Genomic DNA, 19,677 nt, shown 5'->3' with positions numbered 1-19,677 from the left:
GCTGGTGGATGCACGGCGGGCGGTTGCCACGGCCATGTGCGGCCAGCGTAGCAAGCAAGACGGCCGCAATGCGACCGTCCTTGTCGTGATTTACTTCGCGCGCGGGGCGTTGATCGGCTCCATCGCACGGAAGCGACGGCTGTATTCGTCGGTCAGGTCGCGCGATTCCTGGCCGTTGCGGACGATGGTCGGGGTCAACAGCACGATGACTTCCGAGCGCCCGCTGTTGCGCCCTTTGCTGCCGAACAGCGCGCCAAGCACCGGAATACGACTGAGGCCGGGGATGCCGCTGCTGCTGTCGGTGCCGGAGTCGGTGGTCAGTCCGGCGAGCATGATCGTATCGCCGCTCTGCACTGCCGCTTCGGTGGCCAGCTTGCGCGTGGTGATGCGCGGATTGCAGCCGCCGCTGGCCTGGTCGCAGTTGCTGGCGACCGCCTCGGCGTTGCTCACCTCCTGCACGATATCCAGGAACACCGTGCCATCTCGGGTCACCCGTGGCCGCACCTTCAGGATCACGCCGGTATCGATGTACTGCACCTGGCCGTAGGTCCCACCGCCCACGCCGCTGTTGAACGAGGTGCTGGTGATCGGCACCCGCTCACCCACGTTGAGGGTCGCTTCGGCGTTGTTGCGGACGAAGATGGAGGGCGTCTGCAGCAGCCGGACATCGGACACCTTGTCCAGCGCGCTGACCACCGCGGCGGCATTGCGCCCGAGGAAGGTCCAGCCCAGTCCGCTGCCGCCGGTGACCGCACCGGAGAAGGTCCCCCAGATATCGCGGCCTGCCGCATTGGGCAGCGTGGCGCCGACCGCCGCGCCGGTATACCCGGCGCCCTGCACGGCGTTCTCGAAGTACCAGTTCACGCCGTAGCTCAACTCACCGGTCAGCCTGACCTCGGCGACCTGGGCTTCGATATGCACCTGCATCGGCATCACGTCCAGCTTTTCCACCACCTCGCGGATGGATCGCCAGGCCTGCGGCGTGGAGCGCACCAGCAGGGTGTTGGTTTCTTCCACGGCGGACACGCCGACCGTGTCACCGGCGATCTCCAGGGTGACGCTGGCGTTGCCTGACTGGCGCTGCGGCAGGTTCATCGAAGCACCACCCTGGCCGGCGCCGCTGCCGGAGGTACCCAGCGCATTGCTGTCCAGTCCGGCGTCCTGCGCGCGGCTGTCGCCCCCGTCGATCCGCGAGCTGGTGCCACCCGGTGCCAGCGAGGCGCCGCTGTCGCCTCCACGACTGCTGCCGCTGCTGCCGAAGGCCTCTGCCAGCCGTTCGGCAAGATCGCGCGCCTTGACGTAACGCAGTTCGTAGGAGAACAGCCGCGGCGCACCACCGGCGGTATCGATGCGATCCAGCCACTGCTGGATCTGGTCCAGGTAGCGCACCTGCGGGGTGATCACCAGCACGGCATTGGCATTTTCCAGCGGCAGGAAGCGCAGCATCCCCGCACTGGGGGTCTCGCTGTCCTTGCCGAAGATCTTTTCCAGATCGGCCGAGACCTGTTCGGCCTTTCCGGAACTGATCGGGAACACGCCCACCGACATGCCGGACAACCAGTCGACGTCGAAGATCTGCACGGTGTGCAGGTAATTTTCCAGTTCCTGCCGCGTGCCGCCCAGGGTGATGACGTTGCGTCCGCTGTCAACATTCACGATCGCGTTTGGCCGGGCGTAGGGCTCCAGCACTTTCTTCATCTCCGTGGCGGAGATGTACTGCAGCGGTACCACGCGCACTTCGAATCCACGCGCATTGGCCGCTGGCGCGGTGCTCGGCGCCACCGTGCCGGCAAGCGCCTGGTCGGCGGCGACGATGTTGTAGCGGCCGCCGCTGTAGACCATGCGGGCGTTGTTCCAGCCCAGCACCATCTCCAGCAGGTTGAGCGCCTGCGCGCCGGACACCGGCTTGGGCGTGGCCAGCGTCACCGTGCCCTGCACGCCAGGGGCGATGACGTAGTTCTGTCCCAGCAGATCGCCCAGGATGGCCTTGACCACCGCATGCAGCGACTCGCCTTCGAAATTGAACGTGGCATCGCCGTTGCTGGCCTGCGCCAGCGCAGGTGACCGCGCCGCTGCGGCACTCCGGTTGATCATCGTGCCGGTGCCGCGGCGGATCACGGCCTTGGGCGTGCCCTGCTCTTCCGTCTCGAGGGTCTCGGTCGGGGTGCTGATGCCGGTGTCGAAACGCGCCTTGCGCTGCACGTCCGGCGTGGGCACCGTCGTGCATCCGACCAGCAGGGCCAGGGCGAAAGAGCAGCTGGGGAAACGCAGGTTCATGCTTTCACTCTAAGGGTTGGCAGCGCCGCCGGGGGGCGGCGTCGACTGGCGTTGCTGTTGCTGTTGCTGCTGCTGGAGTTGCTCGCGGCGGGCACGGATGCGTTCGCGGATGGCGCGCATCTGCTCTTCGCTGGGCCCTTGGTTGGCAGGCGCTTCATTGGCGGCAGGGGTGGGCGCGGCAGCTGCAGGAACCGCCGCCGGGCTCCCCTGCCCTGCGCGTGCCGCAGCGGCGGCGGGGGACGGCACGACGGTGCCCGGCCGTGCCGCGCCGGCGGGCGCTCGCGGATCGCGTAGCTGGGTAGGCGGTTGCCCGCCCTGGCCATCGAACACCGCCAGTTCCAGCACCTGCGCACCGTCGGGGCCAAGTACGGTCGCGCGGCGCGGCTCCAGCGCCAGCAGCTGCCAGCCTTCGAGCGCCTCGCCATTGAGGCGCAGGCGCAGCGAACGGTTGTTGTCGCCGGACAGCGTGGCCATGCCGAAGCTGCCGCTGAGCAGTACGCCGGTCAAGCGCAATGCACCACCGGGCGTAGCCTGCTGCTGCCCCCCCAGGCGGAACGGATGCGGCCGGCGGTCTTCGGCGAATACCGGACGCTCGGTGATGGCGCTGAAACTGGACAGTGCGGCCATCGGATCAGCCGCAGCATCAGGCAGCGTTGGCAGGCGGGGCGCCGCCACCTCGCTGTTGTCCTGGCCACGGATGCGGGTACCCACACCGAGCACCGTGGCCAACCAGGCCGCCGCCGCCAGCAGGGCAAGCCCCAGCAGGATCGCGCCGCGCAGGCTGAAGCGCTCACTCTGCATCGGTCTGCTCCACTTCGGCAGGCGGGCTGTCGGCGGCATCGACCTCGTCGGTGGCCGGCGCGCGCGCCGTCTCCGTTGCCGCGGCTGCCGCTTCGTCATCTCCCACAGAGCCAGGGGCCGCGCCGGCATCGGCGATTCCCGGCTGCAGATAACCGATCAGCTCGAAGGACACGTCAAGGCCGGTACCGGCTTCCTCGGTGGACTGCTGGAAGCGCTGCGCAAGCATGTTGAGGTTTTCCACGAACAGGCGTGGCGCCCCGGTTTCCAGCGCGTGCAGCACGCTGGCCGTTTCATCCACGCCGCAGCGCAACCTGACCTGCAAGGCGACCCGGACATAGCTGGCCTCGGTACGGTTGTCCGGCATCGGCGTGCGATTGCTGACCACGCAGCCGCGGTTGCCCGGGCTGGCGGACAGCACCACGTCCTGGACGCGCGAGGACAATGCCGCCGCCGCGGCCTCGGCGGTGGCTTCGGGCAGGAAGCCAGGACGCTCACGCAGCGCCTGCTGCACCTGCTGCAGGCGCGCGCTCACCTCCGGTCGCTGGTCGATCTGTACCTGCACACGGTGCTGGCGTTCCTGCAGTGCGACGATTTCCTGGTCGATCGCGCGCCACGGCACGGTAAAGAAGGGGTGGACCAGAAGCAGGTAGGCCAGCGCCAGCACGGCGAGCAGCAGCGCCAGCGCCAGCCAGCGGTCACGGGGCGTCGTTTGCACCGGCATCGGCCGCTCCCTTCTTCGCCATGGCGGCGGCAGCGTTGGCCGAAGCACGCAGCTCGGCGGTCAAGGTGAAGCGGTCACGGCCGCCTGCGGTTCCATCGGCCTGCAGCACGCCGGTCAGGTTCACCCGCTGCCACAGCGCTGACTGCTGCAGCAGCGGCACCAGCTGGTTGGCCTCGCGGCTCAGCCCGATCAACTGCAGTTGCTGGTTCTCCACGCCGATCTTCTCTAGGAAGCTGCCATCGGGCAGCTTCCGACTCAGTTCATTCCATACCGCCAGCATCGTCGGTCGCTTGTCGCGCTCCTCGTCAAGGAAGCGTGCCCCATCCACCAGCGCCTGCAGGCGCGCGCGTTCATCGGCCACGCCACGTGCGTTGCGCGCACTGCGCTCGACTTCCGCACGCAGCGTATCGGCGGCCTGTTCGCGGTTATGCAGCAATTGGCTGCCCGCCAGCAGCAACATCACCAGCGCGGCCACCGCCAGCAGCAGCTCCAGCCGCAGCTGGGGATTGCGCATGTGTCGGCGCAACGGAGGCGGCAGCAGGTTCACCTTCAACGGTTCACCAGCGCGATCCATCACGTCGATGCCACTGACTGCATCGGCCCAGCTGCCCACGTCCTGCTGCCACTGCTCAAGGCGCACGCGTGGCAGGACCACCAGCTCGACATCCAGCTGGCCGGCGCCGGCATCACCCAACAGGCGTACGTCGTGGCTCACCTGGTCGGCGGTGAATGGGGTCTGCCGATCGATTTCGAAGCCCATCACGTCCAGCAGGCGACCCGCTGCAGCAGCCGGAACCCGCAGCGTGCGGCGCAGCACCTGGCCGCCATCCAACAGCCAGTAACGCGGCAGACGCTGCAGGCGCGGCGGCAGTGCAGTGGCCAGCGCGGCGGCCTGGCACGGCCATGGCAGCGTGGCCACCGCCAGCCGCTGGGTGCCGATCTCACGTTCCAGGTGCAACTGGTCATCCTGTTGCCGCAGCAGCAGCCGCGCTGGCGCCCAGCCAAGTGCCCACTGCCAGCGGGCCGGCAACCAGGCCAGCAGTGAAGTCCGCCACCAGTGCAGGAAATGGCTGGCTCGCGGCGCTACCTGCGCCGTTACCTGCCTGAATCCTTGCTGCCACGCTGTCATTGCGATGCCATTCCCTGTTCCCATTCAAGCACTGTGTAAGCCCGCCCCATCGCCACGCTCTGGGCATTGCGCACCACGGCCCGGCTGCTGGCGATGCGACCCCGGTCGTCCGTGACCCGACAGTCGATACTATAGGTGCCACTGCCGGTGGCAATAGAGGCGGGACGCGACGGATCGTCGGCGCCGCTCCATTCCTGCTCCCGCTGGGCCAGCACCAGGGCGGCATCCAGGCCCAGCGCGGTCAACACCGGGCCGCGCGCGAAGCGTCCGTCCGGGCGTGACTGGCGGCTGTGCAGGGTCAACATCGGGCGCATCTGGCGGTACAGCGCCGGGCTGATTCCCAGCACCCGCTGCAGCTCGCCAAGGGTCTCGAAGCGGGCGTTGCGCGGGCCGTACGGCAGGCTGGCGGCGACATAGTCGCCCAGCTCGGCGCCGCCTCCTGCGGGACTGAGGTCATCGGCGTCGCGCCAGTCGATGATCGCACCGGCCAGCTGCGTTGCCTGCTGCGGGTCGACCTGCAGCGCGCGCAGGAAACCCTCGAGCAAGGCGGCGTCGGCCAGGTTCAGGTTGATCTTGCCGCCTTCGTCTTCAATCCGGATATCCACCTTGGCACCGTCGAACTGCCAACGATACGGCCGTCCATCGGGCTGCCAAGGGGGACGCGCGGAATCGGCGCGCAGCCGGGACATGGCATACGCCACCCCCGCACGGCCGATTTCCTGCGCACGACCGGTGTCGTCCTGCACCCGCTGCTGCAGTTGCTCGATACGCGCCGACAAGGCGAAAGCGCCGACCAGCGCGGTCAGCAAGGCAATCAGCCACAGCACCAGTACCAGTGCCGCACCGCGCTGGCGACGGGCTGGCACGGCGGTCATCGCGCCTGCTCCTGGCCGCCGTTTTCCAGCGCCACGCGCAGCTCCGGCCATGCCGGTCCGCGCAGCGGCTGCACCTGCACGGAAACCAGCAACGGCGGACGGCGCGTATCCGGCCACGTGTCCACCCAGTCGCTCAATCCGCCACTGGTTTCGTCGCGGCCGCGGTAGCGCAGCGTTACCTGGCGCAGGCCATCGGCCAGCGGCTCCGGCGCGCGCGCGGGACGCTCCTGGATCTGCACGCCGTCCTGCACCATCACCAGCCCCAGCTGCAGCCGAACGCCCTGCCCGCTGCGCACCACCTGCAGGTCATGCACGTAGGATCCACCGCGCCCGAGGTAGCCCGGGACCTCGGAAACAAAGCGCAGGCGCTGTGCTTCACCAATGAAATAGAGCGGTTCCCGCGCAGGATCGGCTGGCTCGATGCGACTGCGCAGCGCCTGGCTCAACTGCCGTCGCAACAGACTTTGCACCGCACGCATGCGCTCGTTGTCGGCGGCCACCGCCTCGCCACGCTGGCTGATGGTCATTGCCGAACGCACGGTGACGAAGGCCAAGGCGAGCCCGGCAGCCAACAGCGCGGTGGCCAGCAATACTTCGATCAGGGTGAAGCCCGACGGGCGATGATTCATGGGCTTGCCTCCAGCATCGGCGGCAACAGGCGCAGCGTGCGCCAGCGCAGTTCACCGGCGCGCGGCTGGGTCCAGCGCACCTGCAGTTCAAGCTCCACCAGGCGCGGGCCGGCCGATGCCTGCGCCTGTGCGGGCGGCACGGGCGTATCACGGGCTTCCACGTAGGGACGTACCTGCAATTGCCATTGGTAGCGGCCCTGCTCCCAGCGACCCTGCTGCTGGCCTTCGCGAAGCGGCGACTCGATGCCCACGCTGGTCAGCAGGGACTGTGCGTGCAGCACCGCGCGGGTGCGCACATCGGCCTGCCCGACCTGTCGCGCGGCGCCGGACAGGGTGCCCAACAGCAGGGTCAACGCGATGGCAAGCAGCGCGAACGCCACCAGTACTTCGAGCAGGGTGAAACCGCCCGCGCGGCGACGTACCCGCATTGCATACCGGGCGCGTGTCACGGGGCCGCATCCGGAGCGGAGCGTACTTCGCCGGTCAGCCATCCCACGTCGATGCGCCACCGGGCGTCTCCTCGCTTCAGCACGATACGGCCACCACTGGAGCCGCCATCGGGATGGAACTCGATCGCGCCACGCCCCGCGCCCGGCTGAAGCTGCGCGGCCCCCTCGAAGCTCACCTGCAGAGATTCGGGCAGGCTGCCGCTGCGTCCGCCCGCTCCTTCCCAGCGGCGCGCACGCGGCTCGATGACGAAGCGCTGCACGGAACCACGCGCGATGGCTTCGGCGCGGGTCAGGCGCAGCTGGCTGGCCAGCTCCTTGCCGGCATTGCGCAGCTGGGCGCCGGACATGCCACGCGCGAACATGCCGCCGGTGACCAGCCCGACCAGTGCGATCAGCGCAATGACCAGCAGCATTTCCAGCAGCGACATGCCGCCCACGCGCGGGTGGCGCGCGGGCATCGGCTGCAGGCGCAGGCGGCTCAGCCCCGGCATGTGCGGGCCCTTGGCTGCATCACTGTTCGTAGCGGATGTCCGCATCGAAACTGGTGCCACCCGGCTTGCCATCCTTGCCCAGGCTGATCAGGTCATAGTCCTGGCTCTCGCCGGGGGCACGGTAATCCAGCGGCCGGCCCCATGGATCGTCCAGGTCCGATGCTTTCGCGTAGGGGCCCATCCATCCGTTCACGCCACTGGGCGCGGTGACCAGTTCATCCAGTTTGCCAGGCAGGCGATTGGTGTCCAGGCGGTAGTTGTCGATCTTGCTGGCAACGGTCTGCACCTGGGCCTTGGCCAGGTTCGCCTTGCCGCGGTCGGCACCACCCAGCACGCGGCTGGCCACCAGGGTGAGCACCGCGCCGATCAGCACGATGACGATGATGATCTCCAGCAGGCTCATGCCGGACTGGCGGCGAGCGGAGGTAAAAGCTTTCAGGGGACGGTGTCGCATCGTCAGGGGTTCCTTTCCACGGGGAAAACAGGGTCAGCCAATGGCATTGGTCAGGTCGTACATCGGTACCAGCACGGCGATGATCACCAGCCCCACCACCGAGGCCAGCACCAGAGTGATCGCCGGCACCATCGCCGACAACATGCGGTCGATGCTGCGTGCGGTTTCCTGCTCGAAGGTGTCGGCGGTCTTCAGCAGCATGGTATCCAGTGCACCGGATTCCTCGCCGACCTGGATCATCTGAAGCGCCAGGCGGGGGAAGCGCTTGCCACGTGCCAATGCGGCGGAAAGGCCGTTGCCGTTCTTGACTTCATCGGCGGCCAGGTCGATGTCGGCGGCCAGCGCGCGGTTGCCCAGCACGTTGCGCGCGATGCCCAGCGCCGCCAGCAATGGCACGCCATTGCGCAGCAGGGTGCCCAGGGTGCGGGCCAGCCGCGCGGTCTCCAGTTTGCCGAGCAGGCCACCGATACCCTTGCGCTGCAGCAGCCAGCCATCCAGCGCCAGCCGGAACGCCGGCTGCCGCGCCTTGCGTTCCCCCAGCCAGGCCAGCAGCGCCGGCACCACGATGAAGAAGATCCAGCCATCACGCACCAGCAGGCCCATCTGCAGCACCAGCTGGGTGAACCACGGCAGGGTGACATCCAGGCTCTCGTACATCTGCGCGAACTGCGGCACCACGTAGCCGAGCAGGAACAGCAGCGCCCCGCCGACCACCACCAGCAGGATCGCCGGGTAGATCAGCGCATTGACCACCCTGCCCTGCAGCGCGCGGCTGCGTTCCAGGTAATCAGCCAGCCGCTGCAGCGTGTCGTGCAGGCTGCCACCGGCTTCGCCTGCGCGCACCATGTTGATGTACAGGCGCGAGAACAGTCCGTGCTGGCGTTCCAGCGCACTGGACAGCGAAGCGCCGCCGCGCACGGTGTCGCGGATCTCGCTGACCACGCGCCGCGAGCGTTCGTCTTCGGGCAGGCTCAGCAGGATGGTCAGGGCGCGGTCCAGCGGTTGGCCGGCACCGAGCAGCGTGGACAACTGCTGGGTGAACTGCAGCAGCGCGGCGCCCTGGAACGGACGCTGCTTGAACAGGCCGCGCAGGCGCCCCGCCTCCAGGCCGCCTTCGCTGGCCAGGCGGGTTTCCATCGGCAGGTGGCCCTGCTCCTGCAGCCGGACCACCAGTTCGGCCTGGCTGGCCGCTTCCATCTGGCCATCCACTACTTCGCCCTGCGCATCCAGTGCCTTGTATCGGAACACCGGCATGCTCAGCTTTCCTCGGTGGTGCGCAGGACTTCTTCCAGCGTGGTCTGGCCGGCCAGCGCCTTCAGCAGGCCATCTTCGTACATGGTGCGCATGCCGCCACTGCGGGCGATGCGTTCGATTTCACCCATGCCATCGCGACGCATCACCGCGCGCCGCAGTTCATCGTTCATGACCAGGAATTCGACGATCGTGGTGCGCCCCAGGTACCCGGTGGGCGCCAGCGCCGATGGCCGCGGACGGTAGAGATGGATGGTGCCTTCCGGCTGCAGCCGACGCAGGTCGAAGCGTTCGATTTCCTCCGGCGAGGCGGGATACCGTTCGGCATGGGTGGGCTCCAGCCGGCGCACCAGGCGCTGGGCCAGGATGCCGTTGATGGTGGAGGTCAGCAGGTAGTCCTCCACGCCCATGTCCAGCAGGCGGGTGATGCCACCGGCCGCGTTGTTGGTGTGCAGCGTGGACAGCACGAGGTGGCCGGTGAGCGCGGACTGGATCGCGATGCGCGCGGTTTCCAGGTCGCGCATTTCGCCGATCATGATGATGTCAGGATCCTGGCGCACGATGCTGCGCAGCGCATTGGCGAAGTCCAGCCCGATCTGCGGCTTGGCCTGGATCTGGTTGATGCCTTCGATCTGGTACTCGACCGGATCTTCGACGGTGATGATCTTGACGTCGGCGGTATTGAGCTGGCTCAACGCCGTATACAGCGTGGTGGTCTTGCCCGAACCGGTCGGCCCGGTGACCAGCAGGATGCCGTGCGGCTGCTCGAGCACCTTGCGGAATGCCGGCAGGAATTCATCGGTGAAGCCGAGGCGATGGAAGTCGAACACCACGGTCTCGCGGTCCAGCAGGCGCATCACCACGCTTTCGCCATGCGCGGTCGGCACGGTGCTGACGCGCAGGTCCAGCTCCTTGCCCTGCACGCGCAGCATGATGCGGCCATCCTGCGGCAGGCGACGTTCTGCGATGTTCAGACGCGCCATGATCTTGATGCGGCTGATCACCGCAGCGGTGAGGTTGGACGGCGGGCTTTCCCCGTCGATCAGCACGCCGTCGACGCGGTAGCGCACCTTCAGGCGCGTTTCGAAGGGTTCGACGTGGATGTCCGAGGCGCGCAGTTCCACCGCACGCTGGATGACCAGGTTCACCAGCCGGATCACCGGTGCTTCGGAGGCGAGGTCACGCAGGTGTTCGATGTCATCCACCGCCGCCCCTTCGCCATCTGCGGTTTCAACGATCGCGCCCATGGCGCTGCGGCCCTGGCCGAACCAGCGCTCGATCTGGTCGTCGATCTCCGAACGCTGGCCCACCCGCGGGTGCACGTCCACGCCCATGGCCAGGCTGATGGCCTGGCAGGGATACGGATCATGCACGTCGGCCTGCCACAGCAGCAGGCCCTGTTCATCCAGCGAAACCGGACAGACGTGGAACTGTTTGAGGAAGCGCAGCGTCACCGGCAAGGCGTCGACCAGCGAAGACGGGGGTGTTTCCGGCATCTGCCGTGCCTCGAGCAACGGCACCCCGAGCACCTCGGCACTGACCTGCGCCTGGTCGCGTTCGGACACCAGACCCAGGCGGACCAGCAGCGACAGCAGGCTGCCACCGGATTCGGCATGCAGGGTGCGGGCGCGGACCAGATCGGCATCCTTCAACCGTCCGCGCAGGAGCAGCGCGTCGATCAGCGACGTTTCGATGGTGTCCACGTTGACCTGGTCGGCTACTGCGTTCACAAAGTGCCTCGCCTGCAATCGTCCAGACTTTAGCAGTTCGCCATCGGTCACAGCCGTTCAGCGCGGGAAAATCTCGATTGCGTCAAATAAAAAGGCCCGCCAGCAAGCTGGCGGGCCGTCCAGGTCAACGAGATGACTTACTGCGTGGCGAGCAGCGAAACACCGGAGAACGCCGCGTCACCGGCCAGCTTCACGTAGTAGGTGCCAGCCACCGGCGCAGTGATGCGCACGGTTTCGGCATTGCCTGCACGTGTCGACTTGGCGGTGTACACCACGGTCGAGGTGCCGGTGTCCGCGCCCACGTGCAGCGACACATTGCCGGTGCCGCCGTAGGTGACGAAGCTGACCGGCTTGCCGGCCGTGGCGACGAAGCTGTACAGCTTCTCGCTGCCGCTGGCGCCGGCGATGCCGGCCACGGCGACCTTGTTGGTCAGCGGAGTGGCAGGCGGTGCGCAGTTTTCGGTGCACGGCTCCTTCAATGCTTCATCCAGGGCCGCCTTTGCATCGACGATGCCGGTACCGATCGGCGTACCGGCCGGGATGGTGACCGGGAACGCACGCGCGGTCTGCTTGAGCAGCGTCTCCATCTCTGCCGGGGTCAGCGGATCGCGATCCGCAGCGGCCAGCGCGCCCTGCACAAGGGCAGCCACGCCGGCCACATGCGGCGAAGCCATCGAGGTGCCGGCCATGCCCATGTAGCTGTAGGCACCGGAGGTCGGGGTGGTGGTGCCGTTGTAACCGGCCTGCCACACGTAGCCGCCCGGGTTGCCATCGACACCGCCACCGCCGCCCGGTCCGGACAGGTCGACGACCGTACCGAAGTTGGAATAGGAGGCGATGCCGCCGGTGATGCGGCTCGCACCGACCGCGATCACGTTGCTGCAGCTGGCCGGGCGGAAGTTGGCCGCATTGGAAGCCGAATTGCCGGCCGCGACCACCACGAGGGTACCGCGCGATACTGCGCCATTGATCGCATCCTGGTACAGCGGATCACAGGCCGAGCCGCCACCCAGGCTCATGTTGATGATGTCGGCCGGGGTCGTATTGGCCGCAACGCCAGCGACGGTGCCGCCTGATGCCCAGGTGATCGCATCGGCGATGTCGGACAGGTAGCCACCGCACTTGCCCAGCACGCGCACCGGCAGCACGCTGGCCTTGTGCGCCACGCCGGCCATGCCGAGCGCGTTGTTGGTCGCCTCGGCGATGGTGCCTGCCACGTGCGTGCCGTGCCACGAGCTGTCTTCGGCCAGCGAGCCGTCGTAGCATTCATTGTCGTTCTCGACCCAGTCGCCCATGTCCAGCGCACCGGGGACGCGCTCGTCGGTCGCACGACGCGACGTTTCCGCATCACTGATGAAATCGTAGCCGGGCAGCAGCGCGCCGCTGGCAAAGTCCGGGTGCTGCGGCAGGATGCCGGTGTCCAGCACCGCCACCACCACGCCTTCGCCGGCCCCCACATCCCACGCAGCCGGTGCATTGATGCCACCGGTGGCGCTGTTCAGATGCCACTGGTACTGCGCGTAGTACGGATCGTTCGGCACCAGGGCCGGCGTTGCGTCAGCCTGTACGACGGCGCGCGCGCGCGCCGGCGTGCCGGCGTCGATGGCATACATGCGTGCGTCCGGCACGGCGTACTGTACGGCCGGGTCGGCGCGCAGTTCCGCCAGCACCTTGTCCAGGTCGGCACCGGCCAGGCGGGATTTCAGGCGGATCAGGTCGGCTCCCACGCCGAGCCGGCGGGCGAGCTGCGGACTGAACGCGGCAGCGCGTGCGCTGGCGGTCCCGCGGTTGCCGGACAACGTGGCACGCGACAGCGCACCATTGACGACCGCCACCTTGGCTGCGCTGCTGCTCGCCGCGCTGCTGCCGGCCTTGTACTTGACGATGATGCCGTTCGCCGCCTGCTGCTGCGCGGTGGGGACCTGCTGCGGCGCACTGACCTTCAGGTCGGCGGCCTGGGCCATGCCCGCGCCTGCGGTCAGCGACAGTACGGCGGCGGCGAGTACGTTGATGCGAAGGTTCTGCTTGTTGATCACGTCGAAATCCTCTTCTGGGTCGATGGTGGAACCAAACCTGCGGCCTTACTCCCTGCAACTACCCCTGGCTGGCCTCGCCAGGGTTGCCGTGACCCGCCCCCTCAGGCTTCACTGGCCAGCGGCGACCGGACGGTCGCCGCGTTGTTTCTGCGCTCGGCCAGGCGTTACCAGCCGAAGCCGGCACCGACGCCTACCGAGCTGTCATCACTGCTGAACGCGCCGCCGAAGGTCACCGTTGCGCGGTCGCTGACCGCACGCTGGTAGCCCAGTGACAACGCCGATTCGCCGCCCTGGAAGCCGACGCCGACGCCGACCCGGTTCTGGGTGCGCACACCGGCCGCACTGGTGGCCATGTTGAGCATCGCCGCGCTCATCGCGCCCTGCTGGTCGATGCGGCGGTCCATGTTGCGCAGCTTGCCGTCGACATCGCCCTTGAACACGTCGAAGCTGTCGGCGACCGACTTGACGCGCGAATCGGTGTAGCTGTTGGCCGAGGCCACGCCACTGTCCAGCTGGCCCTTGTTGACCGCGTCGGTGGCCTGGGTACCGGCGGCGACGTTGGTCACCTGGCGTTCGTTGCCAACGCTGCCGACCGACACCGAGTTGGCGCGGTCTGCGACCGAGCCCTGGCCCAGTGCCACCGAATTGTCCGCCGAGGCCGTTGCCCCCAGGCCGATCGCCGTGGCGCCTGCACCACTGGCGAGCGCGCCCTGGCCCACCACCGCCTGCGCACTGACGTCCGCGCTCGGGGTGGCGACCGGCAATGTGCCGCCGGCGGCCGTGGACGGGCCGCTGCCACCGGCGGCCGGCGACGGTGCGGTGCTGACCGGCGCACCCGAAGCCAGGCTCTGGCCCAGGTTGGAAACCCGGCTGTCCAGCGCGGTCAAGGCGTCGCCGACGTTGTTGTAGGTGCTGCCCTGGATGATGTAGTTCGGCGCGACGAACACGCCCTGCAGGCCGACGCTGGCGCCACCGCCCAGCATGCTGGCCGCATTGGCCAGCGACTGGAACAGCTGGCCACCGTTGACCGCCTGGCGGCTGTCGCCGCTGATGCTGCCGGCGGCGATGTTGTCCACCACCGTGCCCTGGGCCCCGCCGAAGGTCAGCTTGCCGTGCTCGGAGTCATCGTAGGCCAGGGTGTTTGCCTGGGTGGTCTGCAGCCCGCCGATGCGGTTGTCGATATCGCTGACCTTGGTTTCCACCGCACCCACGCGCTGGTTGGTGGTGCTCAGCTGCGAACCGGTCACCGCATCGCTGCTGTCGGCGGTCAGGCGACCATCGGCCACGTTGACGATGCGACGGGTCGCCGGTGCACTGGCTCCGTTGCCGCCGCCGACCGACACCACGTTTGCTTCCAGCGCCTGCGAACCGGCACCGAGTGCGACGCTGCGTGCGCCGCTGGCGAGCGCGTCACCGCCAAGGGCGAGCGAGCCGGAACCGGAGGCCACGGCCGAGTTGCCGACCGCGGTGGCGTTGAAGGCGCTGGCCTGCGAGAGGCCGCCGACTGCCGTGCTGAAGTCGCCGCTGGCGTCGGCACGGAAGCCGAGGCTGGCGGCCACGCTGCCGTTGGCGCTGCTCTCCGCACCGACGGCGGTCGCCGCATCGCCGGCGGCGCTGCTGAAGTAGCCCACTGCCACCGACTCCACGCCCGATGCTTCGGACAAGGCGCCAGCAGCGGTGCTGCCAGTGCCACTGGCCACGCTGGCGGCACCGAACGCCGAGCTGGTTTCAGCCGATGCCACGCTCTCTGCACCGTTGGCGGTAGCGTACTCGGCCGATGCGGCCGCGTTGGCACCGCTGGCGGTGGCATTCGCTGCTGCCGCCAGGGCATTGAAGCCGACTGCCGAGGCATTGGCACCCACCGAGGTCGCGCCACTGCCCAGCGCGATCGCACCGTCCCCCAGCGCATTGCTGGCTTCGCCTGCGGCCAGCGCATTCTCGCCGTCCACCAGCGCACCGGCGTCACTGTCTTCGCTGCCGCTGGCGGCGAAGTACTTGCTGGCCGTTGCACCGGCCGCGGCGACGGCTTCCAGCTGGGCCAGGTTCACCGCATCGGTGGCCTCGCTGCCGGCGGCCACGTTGGTGATCTGGCGGGTGGCGCCACCGCCACCGACCGACACGCTGTTGTCGCGGTCGGCGATGGAGTCTGCACCCAGCGCGACGCTGTTGAGCCCTGCGGATATCGCCGCATTGCCGATCGCGGTGCTGTTGACCCCGGACGACCACGCGCCACCACCGACTGCGGTGGAGTAGTTGCCCGATGCTTCGGTGGCGTACAGCCCACCGAGCGCGCCACCGACGGCCACGCTGTTGGTGCCACTGGCGATGCTGGCCTGGCCGGCCGCCGTGCTGTACGCACCGCTGGCCACCGAGTCCCCGCCGAGCGCCAACGAGTTCGCGCCCGATGCATCGGCGAAGCTGCCCAGCGCCGTGGCGTTGAACGCCGACGCCTGCGCGTAACCGCCCACCGCCGTGCTGTAGCCGGCGGTCGCTTCAGCGGCGAAGCCGAAGCTGGCGGCGGTCGTGCCGATGGCGACCGCTTCGGAACCCGCTGCGGTGGCACCGCTGCCATCGGCGGTGCTGAAGTAACCTACGGCGACGGCTTCTTCGCCGCTGGCTTCAGCCAGTACGCCGCTGGCGGTGCTGCCGGCGCCGGTTGCCATGCTGCCAGCGCCGAAAGCGGCGCTCATTTCACCCGACGCCAGGCTCTCTGCGCCATTGGCCGTGGCGTACTCGCCGGATGCCACGGCGTTGGCGCCGCTGGCGATGGCGTTGGCCGCCGTGGCCTGTGCGTTGAAGCCGCTGGCGCTGGCATTTTCACCCGAGGCCAAGGCATTGAAACCCACCGCGGCGGCATTGCTGCCGATCGCGGTCGCGCCGCTGCCGAGTGCAACGGCGCCATCGCCGATGGCATTGCTGGCCTCGCCCGCGGCCAAGGCGTTTTCGCCTTCGACGAAAGCACCCGCATCGCTGTCTGCGCTGCCGCTGGCCTGGAAATACCTGCTGGTGGTTTCGCCTGCTGCCGCCACGGCTTCCAGCTGGTCCAGGTTCACCGCGTCGGTGCCCTGGGTACCCGCTGCCACGTTGGTGACCTGGCGCTCGCTGCCGGCACTGCCGACCGAGACACTGCGTTCGCGACCAGCGATCGAACCTGCACCCAGCGCCACGCTGTTGTCACCGGCGGCGCTGCTGCCCGCACCGACCGCGATGGCACTCTCGCCCAGCGCTTCGGAATTGGTGCCGATGGAGATGCTGTTGATGGTGTTGCCGAGCGCCTGGTAACCCAGGGCGACGCTGTAGTCACCGTAGCCGAATGCACCGCGGCCGACCGCCGTGGAGCTGGCCCCATCGGCCCAGCTGTTGTAACCGATGGAGGTCGACCCGCTGCCGCTGGCCCAAGCCGCCGGACCAAACGCGGAGGCATTGGTCGCCGTCGCCCATGCGCTGGAACCGAACGCCGTTGCACCTGCCGCGGTGGCGAAGCTGTAGCCACCTACGGCCGTGCTTTCATCGCTGCTGGCCCACGCGCTGTCACCGATCGCCACGCTGTAGCCGCCGGTTGCGCGCGCTTTGTTGCCGCCGGCGAAGCTGTTGTCGCCGGTGGCCTGTGCACCGGAGCCGAAGGCATTGCTGACCAGGCCGGTAGCCTGCGCCGCGTTGCCCACCGCAGTGGAACCCGCGCTGGCGCTGGTGCCGGTCAGCACCGCGGTTCCGTCGTCGCTGAAGATCGGCGAGTTGTATTCGTCATACGCCTGGCCGAGGCCACCGATGGCCACCGCACCTTCGCCGCCAGCGCTGGTGTTGCGGCCGACCGCTACGCTGTCGTTGCCGACGGCAGCAGCACCTGCGCCCTGTGCGACGGCGCCGTCACCGATGGCGTTGCTGGCCGAACCAGCCGCCAACGCCCCTTCACCTTCGGCCCATGCACCGATGTCGGTGCCGGTTTCCGGCTGTGCCTGGAAGTACTTGCTGGTGTTCTCCGCACCTGCGGCGACCGCATTGAGCTGGTCCAGGTTGACCGCGTCGGTGCCCTCGGTACCGGCGGCCACGTTGGTGATCTGCCGCTGCAGGTCGGTGTTGCCGACCGACACGCTGTCCGCGCGGGTGGCGATGGAGTCGGCACCCAGCGCCACGCTGTTGTCACCGCGTGACTCGGCCGCATTGCCGAGCGCGGTGCTGTTGGCACCCGGTGACCAGGCACCGCCACCGACGGCGGTGGAGAAATTGCCGGAGGCTTCGGTGGCGAGCAGGCCGAACAGCGCCCCACCGACGGCCACGCTGTTGGTGCCACTGGCGATGCTGGCCTGGCCGGTTGCGGTGCTGTAGCCGCCACTGGCCGCCGAATCGGCGCCCACGGCAACCGAGCTGTTGCCCGTGGCTGCGCTGCCGGTACCCATGGCGGTGGAGAAATCACCGGTGGCGTTGGACACCGCACCGAACGCGGATGCCTGCGCGCCGCTGGCATAGGCCCCCACACCGTACGAGGAGGCAGCGAAGCCGCTGGCTTCGGCGCTGGCACCAACGGCGGTGCCGCCCACGCCGGCACTGGTCGCGCCGGTATCCACCGGCACCCCGCCGTTGGTGATCAGCGGGTCGCCATTGGCGTCCACTGCCGCACCGCCAACGGCCACGCTGCCCGGGCCGTTGGCCTGGGCGTTGTTGCCGAAGGCGGCACTGTTCTGGCCGCTGGCCAGCGCGTTGAAGCCGACTGCCGTCGCATTGCTGGCGACGGCGGTCGCGCCGCTGCCGAGCGCGGTGCTGCCGTCGGCCAGCGCATTGGACGCCTCGCCGATGGCGGTGGCGTTGGCGCCGGCCGCGAACGCGCCGGCGTCGCTGTCTTCGCTGCCGGTGGCCTGGAAGTACTTGGCGGTGGTGTCGGCTACTGCAGCCACTGCGTCCAACTGTTCGAGATTCACCGCATCGGTGGCCTCGGTACCGGCCGCTACATCGGTGATCTGGCGCTCGTTGCCGACGCTGCCGACCGCGACCGAATTGGCGCGCACTGCCTCGGAGTTGGCGCCCAGCGCCACGCTGTTGGCCCCCCGTGCCGTGCTGTAGAAGCCGACCGCTGTGCTGTCTTCGCCGCTGGCCCAGCTCTGCGCGCCGAGCGCGCTGGCGCGGTCGCCGGGGGCGTAGGCGAAGTAACCAACAGCAGTGGCCTGCTCGCCGGATGCTTCGCTCAGCGTGCCGCTGGCCAGGCTGAGGTCACCGCTGGCGATGGCACCGGCGCCCACGGCCGTGGCCGATTCGCCGCTGGCCTGGGTCTGCACGAAGTAGCCCAGGCCCGGGATCAGGTCCGCCGGTCCGCCGATGGCCACGCTGCTGGTGCCGGTGGCGACCGATTCGGTGCCGATGGCGGTGGAGTAATCGCCGATCGCATTGGACACCGCACCGAAAGCGGAGGACTGCGCGCCGCCGGCGTAGGCACCCAGGCCGTACGAAGACGACGCAAAACCGCTTGCCTCGGCGCTGGCCCCGACCGCAGTGGCGCCCACGCCGGCGCTGGTGGCGCCGGTATCCACCGGCACGCCGCCGTTGGTGATCAGCGGGTTGCCATCGGCGTCCACTGCCGCACCACCGACCGCCACGCTGCCCGGGCCGTTGGCCTGGGCGTTGTTGCCGAAGGCGGCGCTGTTCTGGCCGCTGGCCAGCGCGTTGAAACCGACCGCCGTCGCATTGCTGGCCACGGCGGCAGCACCGCTGCCGAGGGCCGTGCTGCCATCGGCCAGCGCATTGGACGCTTCACCGATGGCGGTGGCATTGGCACCGGCGGCGAAGGCGCCGGCATCGCTGTCGTCGCTGCCGGTGGCCTGGAAATACTTCGCCGTGGTGTCGGCGACGGCAGCCACTTCGTCCAGCTGGGCCACGTTGACCGCATCGGTGTCGGCCGTGCCGGCCTTCACGTTGGTGATCTGGCGTTCGCTGCCGGCGCTGCCGACCGACACGCTGTCGGCGCGGGTGGCGATGGAATCCGCGCCCAGCGCCACGCTGTTGCTGGCCGATGCCACGCTGCCTGCACCGAGTGCGGTGCTGCCGGTCGCGGTGGCCTGCGCGCCGCCACCGAAGGCGGACGCAAGCGATTTGCCGGCGATGGCGTCGGCGCCGATGGCCACGGCGTACAGGCCGGTGGCGGTGCTGCTGTCACCCACGGCAACCGCGGTCGCACCGGAAACCACTGCGTTGCCGGTCACCGCGCATTGCGCCAGCGAGCCGTCCGCCAGGGTGCACTCTTCGGTGCCACCGACTGCAACGGACTGGGCCAAGGCCGAGGGCATGGCCGCTCCCCATCCCAAGGCCATCGCCAACGAGGCGCCCACCAGGATCGGACCACTGCCTCGGCGGCGTTTGTCGATGACGTTGCCGGGCTGGTCGGAAGAGGCCAGTTCCGAGGCCACGACCAGCTGTCCGAGTGCTTTGTTCCAGACCTTGCGATAAATCCGATTCATCTGCGTACGACTCCTGGTTGGGCTGGTTTTCGGGCAAAGCAACGCCACCGCCGGGCCCGATGGCCCAACGTCCCCTGAGGGCGTTTGTTCGCGTGATTTACTGCAGTTGCCGAACGGCGCGCAGTGCAACGTGAAGCGGTGCGTGCGGTCCTGCGGGTGTGGCTGACTGAATGTTTCCAGAACGAGCTAAAGGTTTAACGTGAACCTTTCTCAACGTCAATAGCTTGACGAAGAAAAAAGAAATGACGTGACTGCCTTCTCGGTTCAGTGCATTCATGTGAAGAAGGCGGCCTGCTTCCATGGGGCGCAAGGCTGCCTGTTCAGTCACCCATCGGCGCCCAACGTCGTCCATTGGGCGCGCTGCAAGAAAAAACCCGCCGGTTGCCCG

General features: G+C 68.6%; 13 protein-coding genes. All 13 read right to left on the bottom strand.

Annotated elements, in window-relative coordinates:
• Window positions 1-90: 90 nt before the first annotated feature.
• The 13 genes from gspD to ACI2JH_RS11730 all read right to left on the bottom strand — a co-directional run bounded on the left by gspD (window position 91) and on the right by ACI2JH_RS11730 (window position 19,289).
• Window positions 91-2,277, bottom strand: coding sequence for a type II secretion system secretin GspD (gspD, locus tag ACI2JH_RS11790; RefSeq protein ID WP_349998909.1), 2,187 nt, complete (start codon window positions 2,275-2,277; stop codon window positions 91-93).
• Window positions 2,278-2,286: 9 nt separating this feature from the next.
• A complete protein-coding gene (locus ACI2JH_RS11785) occupies window positions 2,287-3,078 on the bottom strand; it encodes a hypothetical protein (RefSeq protein WP_404736271.1) in 792 nt (263 codons plus the stop codon).
• Window positions 3,068-3,799 carry a type II secretion system protein GspM gene (gene gspM, locus ACI2JH_RS11780; RefSeq protein WP_404736270.1) on the bottom strand — a complete coding sequence of 244 codons (732 nt, stop codon included), beginning with the start codon at window positions 3,797-3,799 and terminating at the stop codon, window positions 3,068-3,070. Before gspM ends, ACI2JH_RS11785 begins: the two co-directional genes overlap by 11 nt.
• Complete coding sequence (locus ACI2JH_RS11775) at window positions 3,774-4,928, bottom strand: PilN domain-containing protein (RefSeq protein ID WP_404736269.1); 1,155 nt, start codon at window positions 4,926-4,928, stop codon at window positions 3,774-3,776. Before ACI2JH_RS11775 ends, gspM begins: the two co-directional genes overlap by 26 nt.
• Entirely contained in the window at window positions 4,925-5,803 is an 879-nt protein-coding gene (locus ACI2JH_RS11770; protein ID WP_404736268.1) for a general secretion pathway protein GspK, read from the bottom strand. The genes ACI2JH_RS11775 and ACI2JH_RS11770 overlap by 4 nt, the downstream gene beginning before the upstream one ends.
• A complete protein-coding gene (locus ACI2JH_RS11765) occupies window positions 5,800-6,432 on the bottom strand; it encodes a prepilin-type N-terminal cleavage/methylation domain-containing protein (RefSeq protein WP_404736267.1) in 633 nt (210 codons plus the stop codon). The genes ACI2JH_RS11770 and ACI2JH_RS11765 overlap by 4 nt, the downstream gene beginning before the upstream one ends.
• Entirely contained in the window at window positions 6,429-6,860 is a 432-nt protein-coding gene (locus ACI2JH_RS11760; RefSeq protein WP_319278147.1) for a prepilin-type N-terminal cleavage/methylation domain-containing protein, read from the bottom strand. The genes ACI2JH_RS11765 and ACI2JH_RS11760 overlap by 4 nt, the downstream gene beginning before the upstream one ends.
• Before the next feature lie 17 nt (window positions 6,861-6,877).
• Window positions 6,878-7,372 (bottom strand): GspH/FimT family pseudopilin, encoded by a 495-nt coding sequence (locus ACI2JH_RS11755; protein ID WP_101100314.1) that lies wholly within the window; start codon window positions 7,370-7,372, stop codon window positions 6,878-6,880.
• A gap of 19 nt (window positions 7,373-7,391) precedes the next feature.
• Complete coding sequence (gene gspG, locus ACI2JH_RS11750) at window positions 7,392-7,826, bottom strand: type II secretion system major pseudopilin GspG (protein ID WP_223181789.1); 435 nt, start codon at window positions 7,824-7,826, stop codon at window positions 7,392-7,394.
• A 33-nt stretch (window positions 7,827-7,859) separates the two neighbouring features.
• The gene (locus ACI2JH_RS11745; protein ID WP_101100312.1) at window positions 7,860-9,080 is read right to left on the bottom strand and encodes a type II secretion system F family protein; all 1,221 of its coding nucleotides are present in this window, start codon (window positions 9,078-9,080) and stop codon (window positions 7,860-7,862) included.
• A 2-nt stretch (window positions 9,081-9,082) separates the two neighbouring features.
• On the bottom strand, window positions 9,083-10,807 hold the full coding sequence (gene gspE, locus ACI2JH_RS11740; protein ID WP_101100311.1) for a type II secretion system ATPase GspE: 1,725 nt from the start codon (window positions 10,805-10,807) through the stop codon (window positions 9,083-9,085).
• A 137-nt stretch (window positions 10,808-10,944) separates the two neighbouring features.
• Window positions 10,945-12,843: a S8 family serine peptidase gene (locus tag ACI2JH_RS11735; RefSeq protein ID WP_101100310.1), complete on the bottom strand. Its 1,899-nt coding sequence runs from the start codon at window positions 12,841-12,843 to the stop codon at window positions 10,945-10,947.
• Window positions 12,844-13,007: 164 nt separating this feature from the next.
• Window positions 13,008-19,289 (bottom strand): ESPR-type extended signal peptide-containing protein, encoded by a 6,282-nt coding sequence (locus ACI2JH_RS11730; protein WP_404736266.1) that lies wholly within the window; start codon window positions 19,287-19,289, stop codon window positions 13,008-13,010.
• Window positions 19,290-19,677 lie beyond the last annotated feature (388 nt).

Source organism: Stenotrophomonas sp. NPDC078853 (genome assembly GCF_044901215.1).
Taxonomy (GTDB): Bacteria; Pseudomonadota; Gammaproteobacteria; order Xanthomonadales; family Xanthomonadaceae; genus Stenotrophomonas; species Stenotrophomonas lacuserhaii.
This window is presented reverse-complemented; position numbering and strand designations above follow the sequence as displayed.

Bases quoted from the DNA above. Each gene is read 5' to 3' on its own strand.
- gspD (WP_349998909.1), bottom strand. From the start codon at position 2,277: ATGAACCTGCGTTTCCCCAGCTGCTCTTTCGCCCTGGCCCTGCTGGTC.
- ACI2JH_RS11785 (WP_404736271.1), bottom strand. From the start codon at position 3,078: ATGCAGAGTGAGCGCTTCAGCCTGCGCGGCGCGATCCTGCTGGGGCTT.
- gspM (WP_404736270.1), bottom strand. From the start codon at position 3,799: ATGCCGGTGCAAACGACGCCCCGTGACCGCTGGCTGGCGCTGGCGCTG.
- ACI2JH_RS11775 (WP_404736269.1), bottom strand. From the start codon at position 4,928: ATGACAGCGTGGCAGCAAGGATTCAGGCAGGTAACGGCGCAGGTAGCG.
- ACI2JH_RS11770 (WP_404736268.1), bottom strand. From the start codon at position 5,803: ATGACCGCCGTGCCAGCCCGTCGCCAGCGCGGTGCGGCACTGGTACTG.
- ACI2JH_RS11765 (WP_404736267.1), bottom strand. From the start codon at position 6,432: ATGAATCATCGCCCGTCGGGCTTCACCCTGATCGAAGTATTGCTGGCC.
- ACI2JH_RS11760 (WP_319278147.1), bottom strand. From the start codon at position 6,860: ATGCGGGTACGTCGCCGCGCGGGCGGTTTCACCCTGCTCGAAGTACTG.
- ACI2JH_RS11755 (WP_101100314.1), bottom strand. From the start codon at position 7,372: ATGCCGGGGCTGAGCCGCCTGCGCCTGCAGCCGATGCCCGCGCGCCAC.
- gspG (WP_223181789.1), bottom strand. From the start codon at position 7,826: ATGCGACACCGTCCCCTGAAAGCTTTTACCTCCGCTCGCCGCCAGTCC.
- ACI2JH_RS11745 (WP_101100312.1), bottom strand. From the start codon at position 9,080: ATGCCGGTGTTCCGATACAAGGCACTGGATGCGCAGGGCGAAGTAGTG.
- ACI2JH_RS11730 (WP_404736266.1), bottom strand. From the start codon at position 19,289: ATGAATCGGATTTATCGCAAGGTCTGGAACAAAGCACTCGGACAGCTG.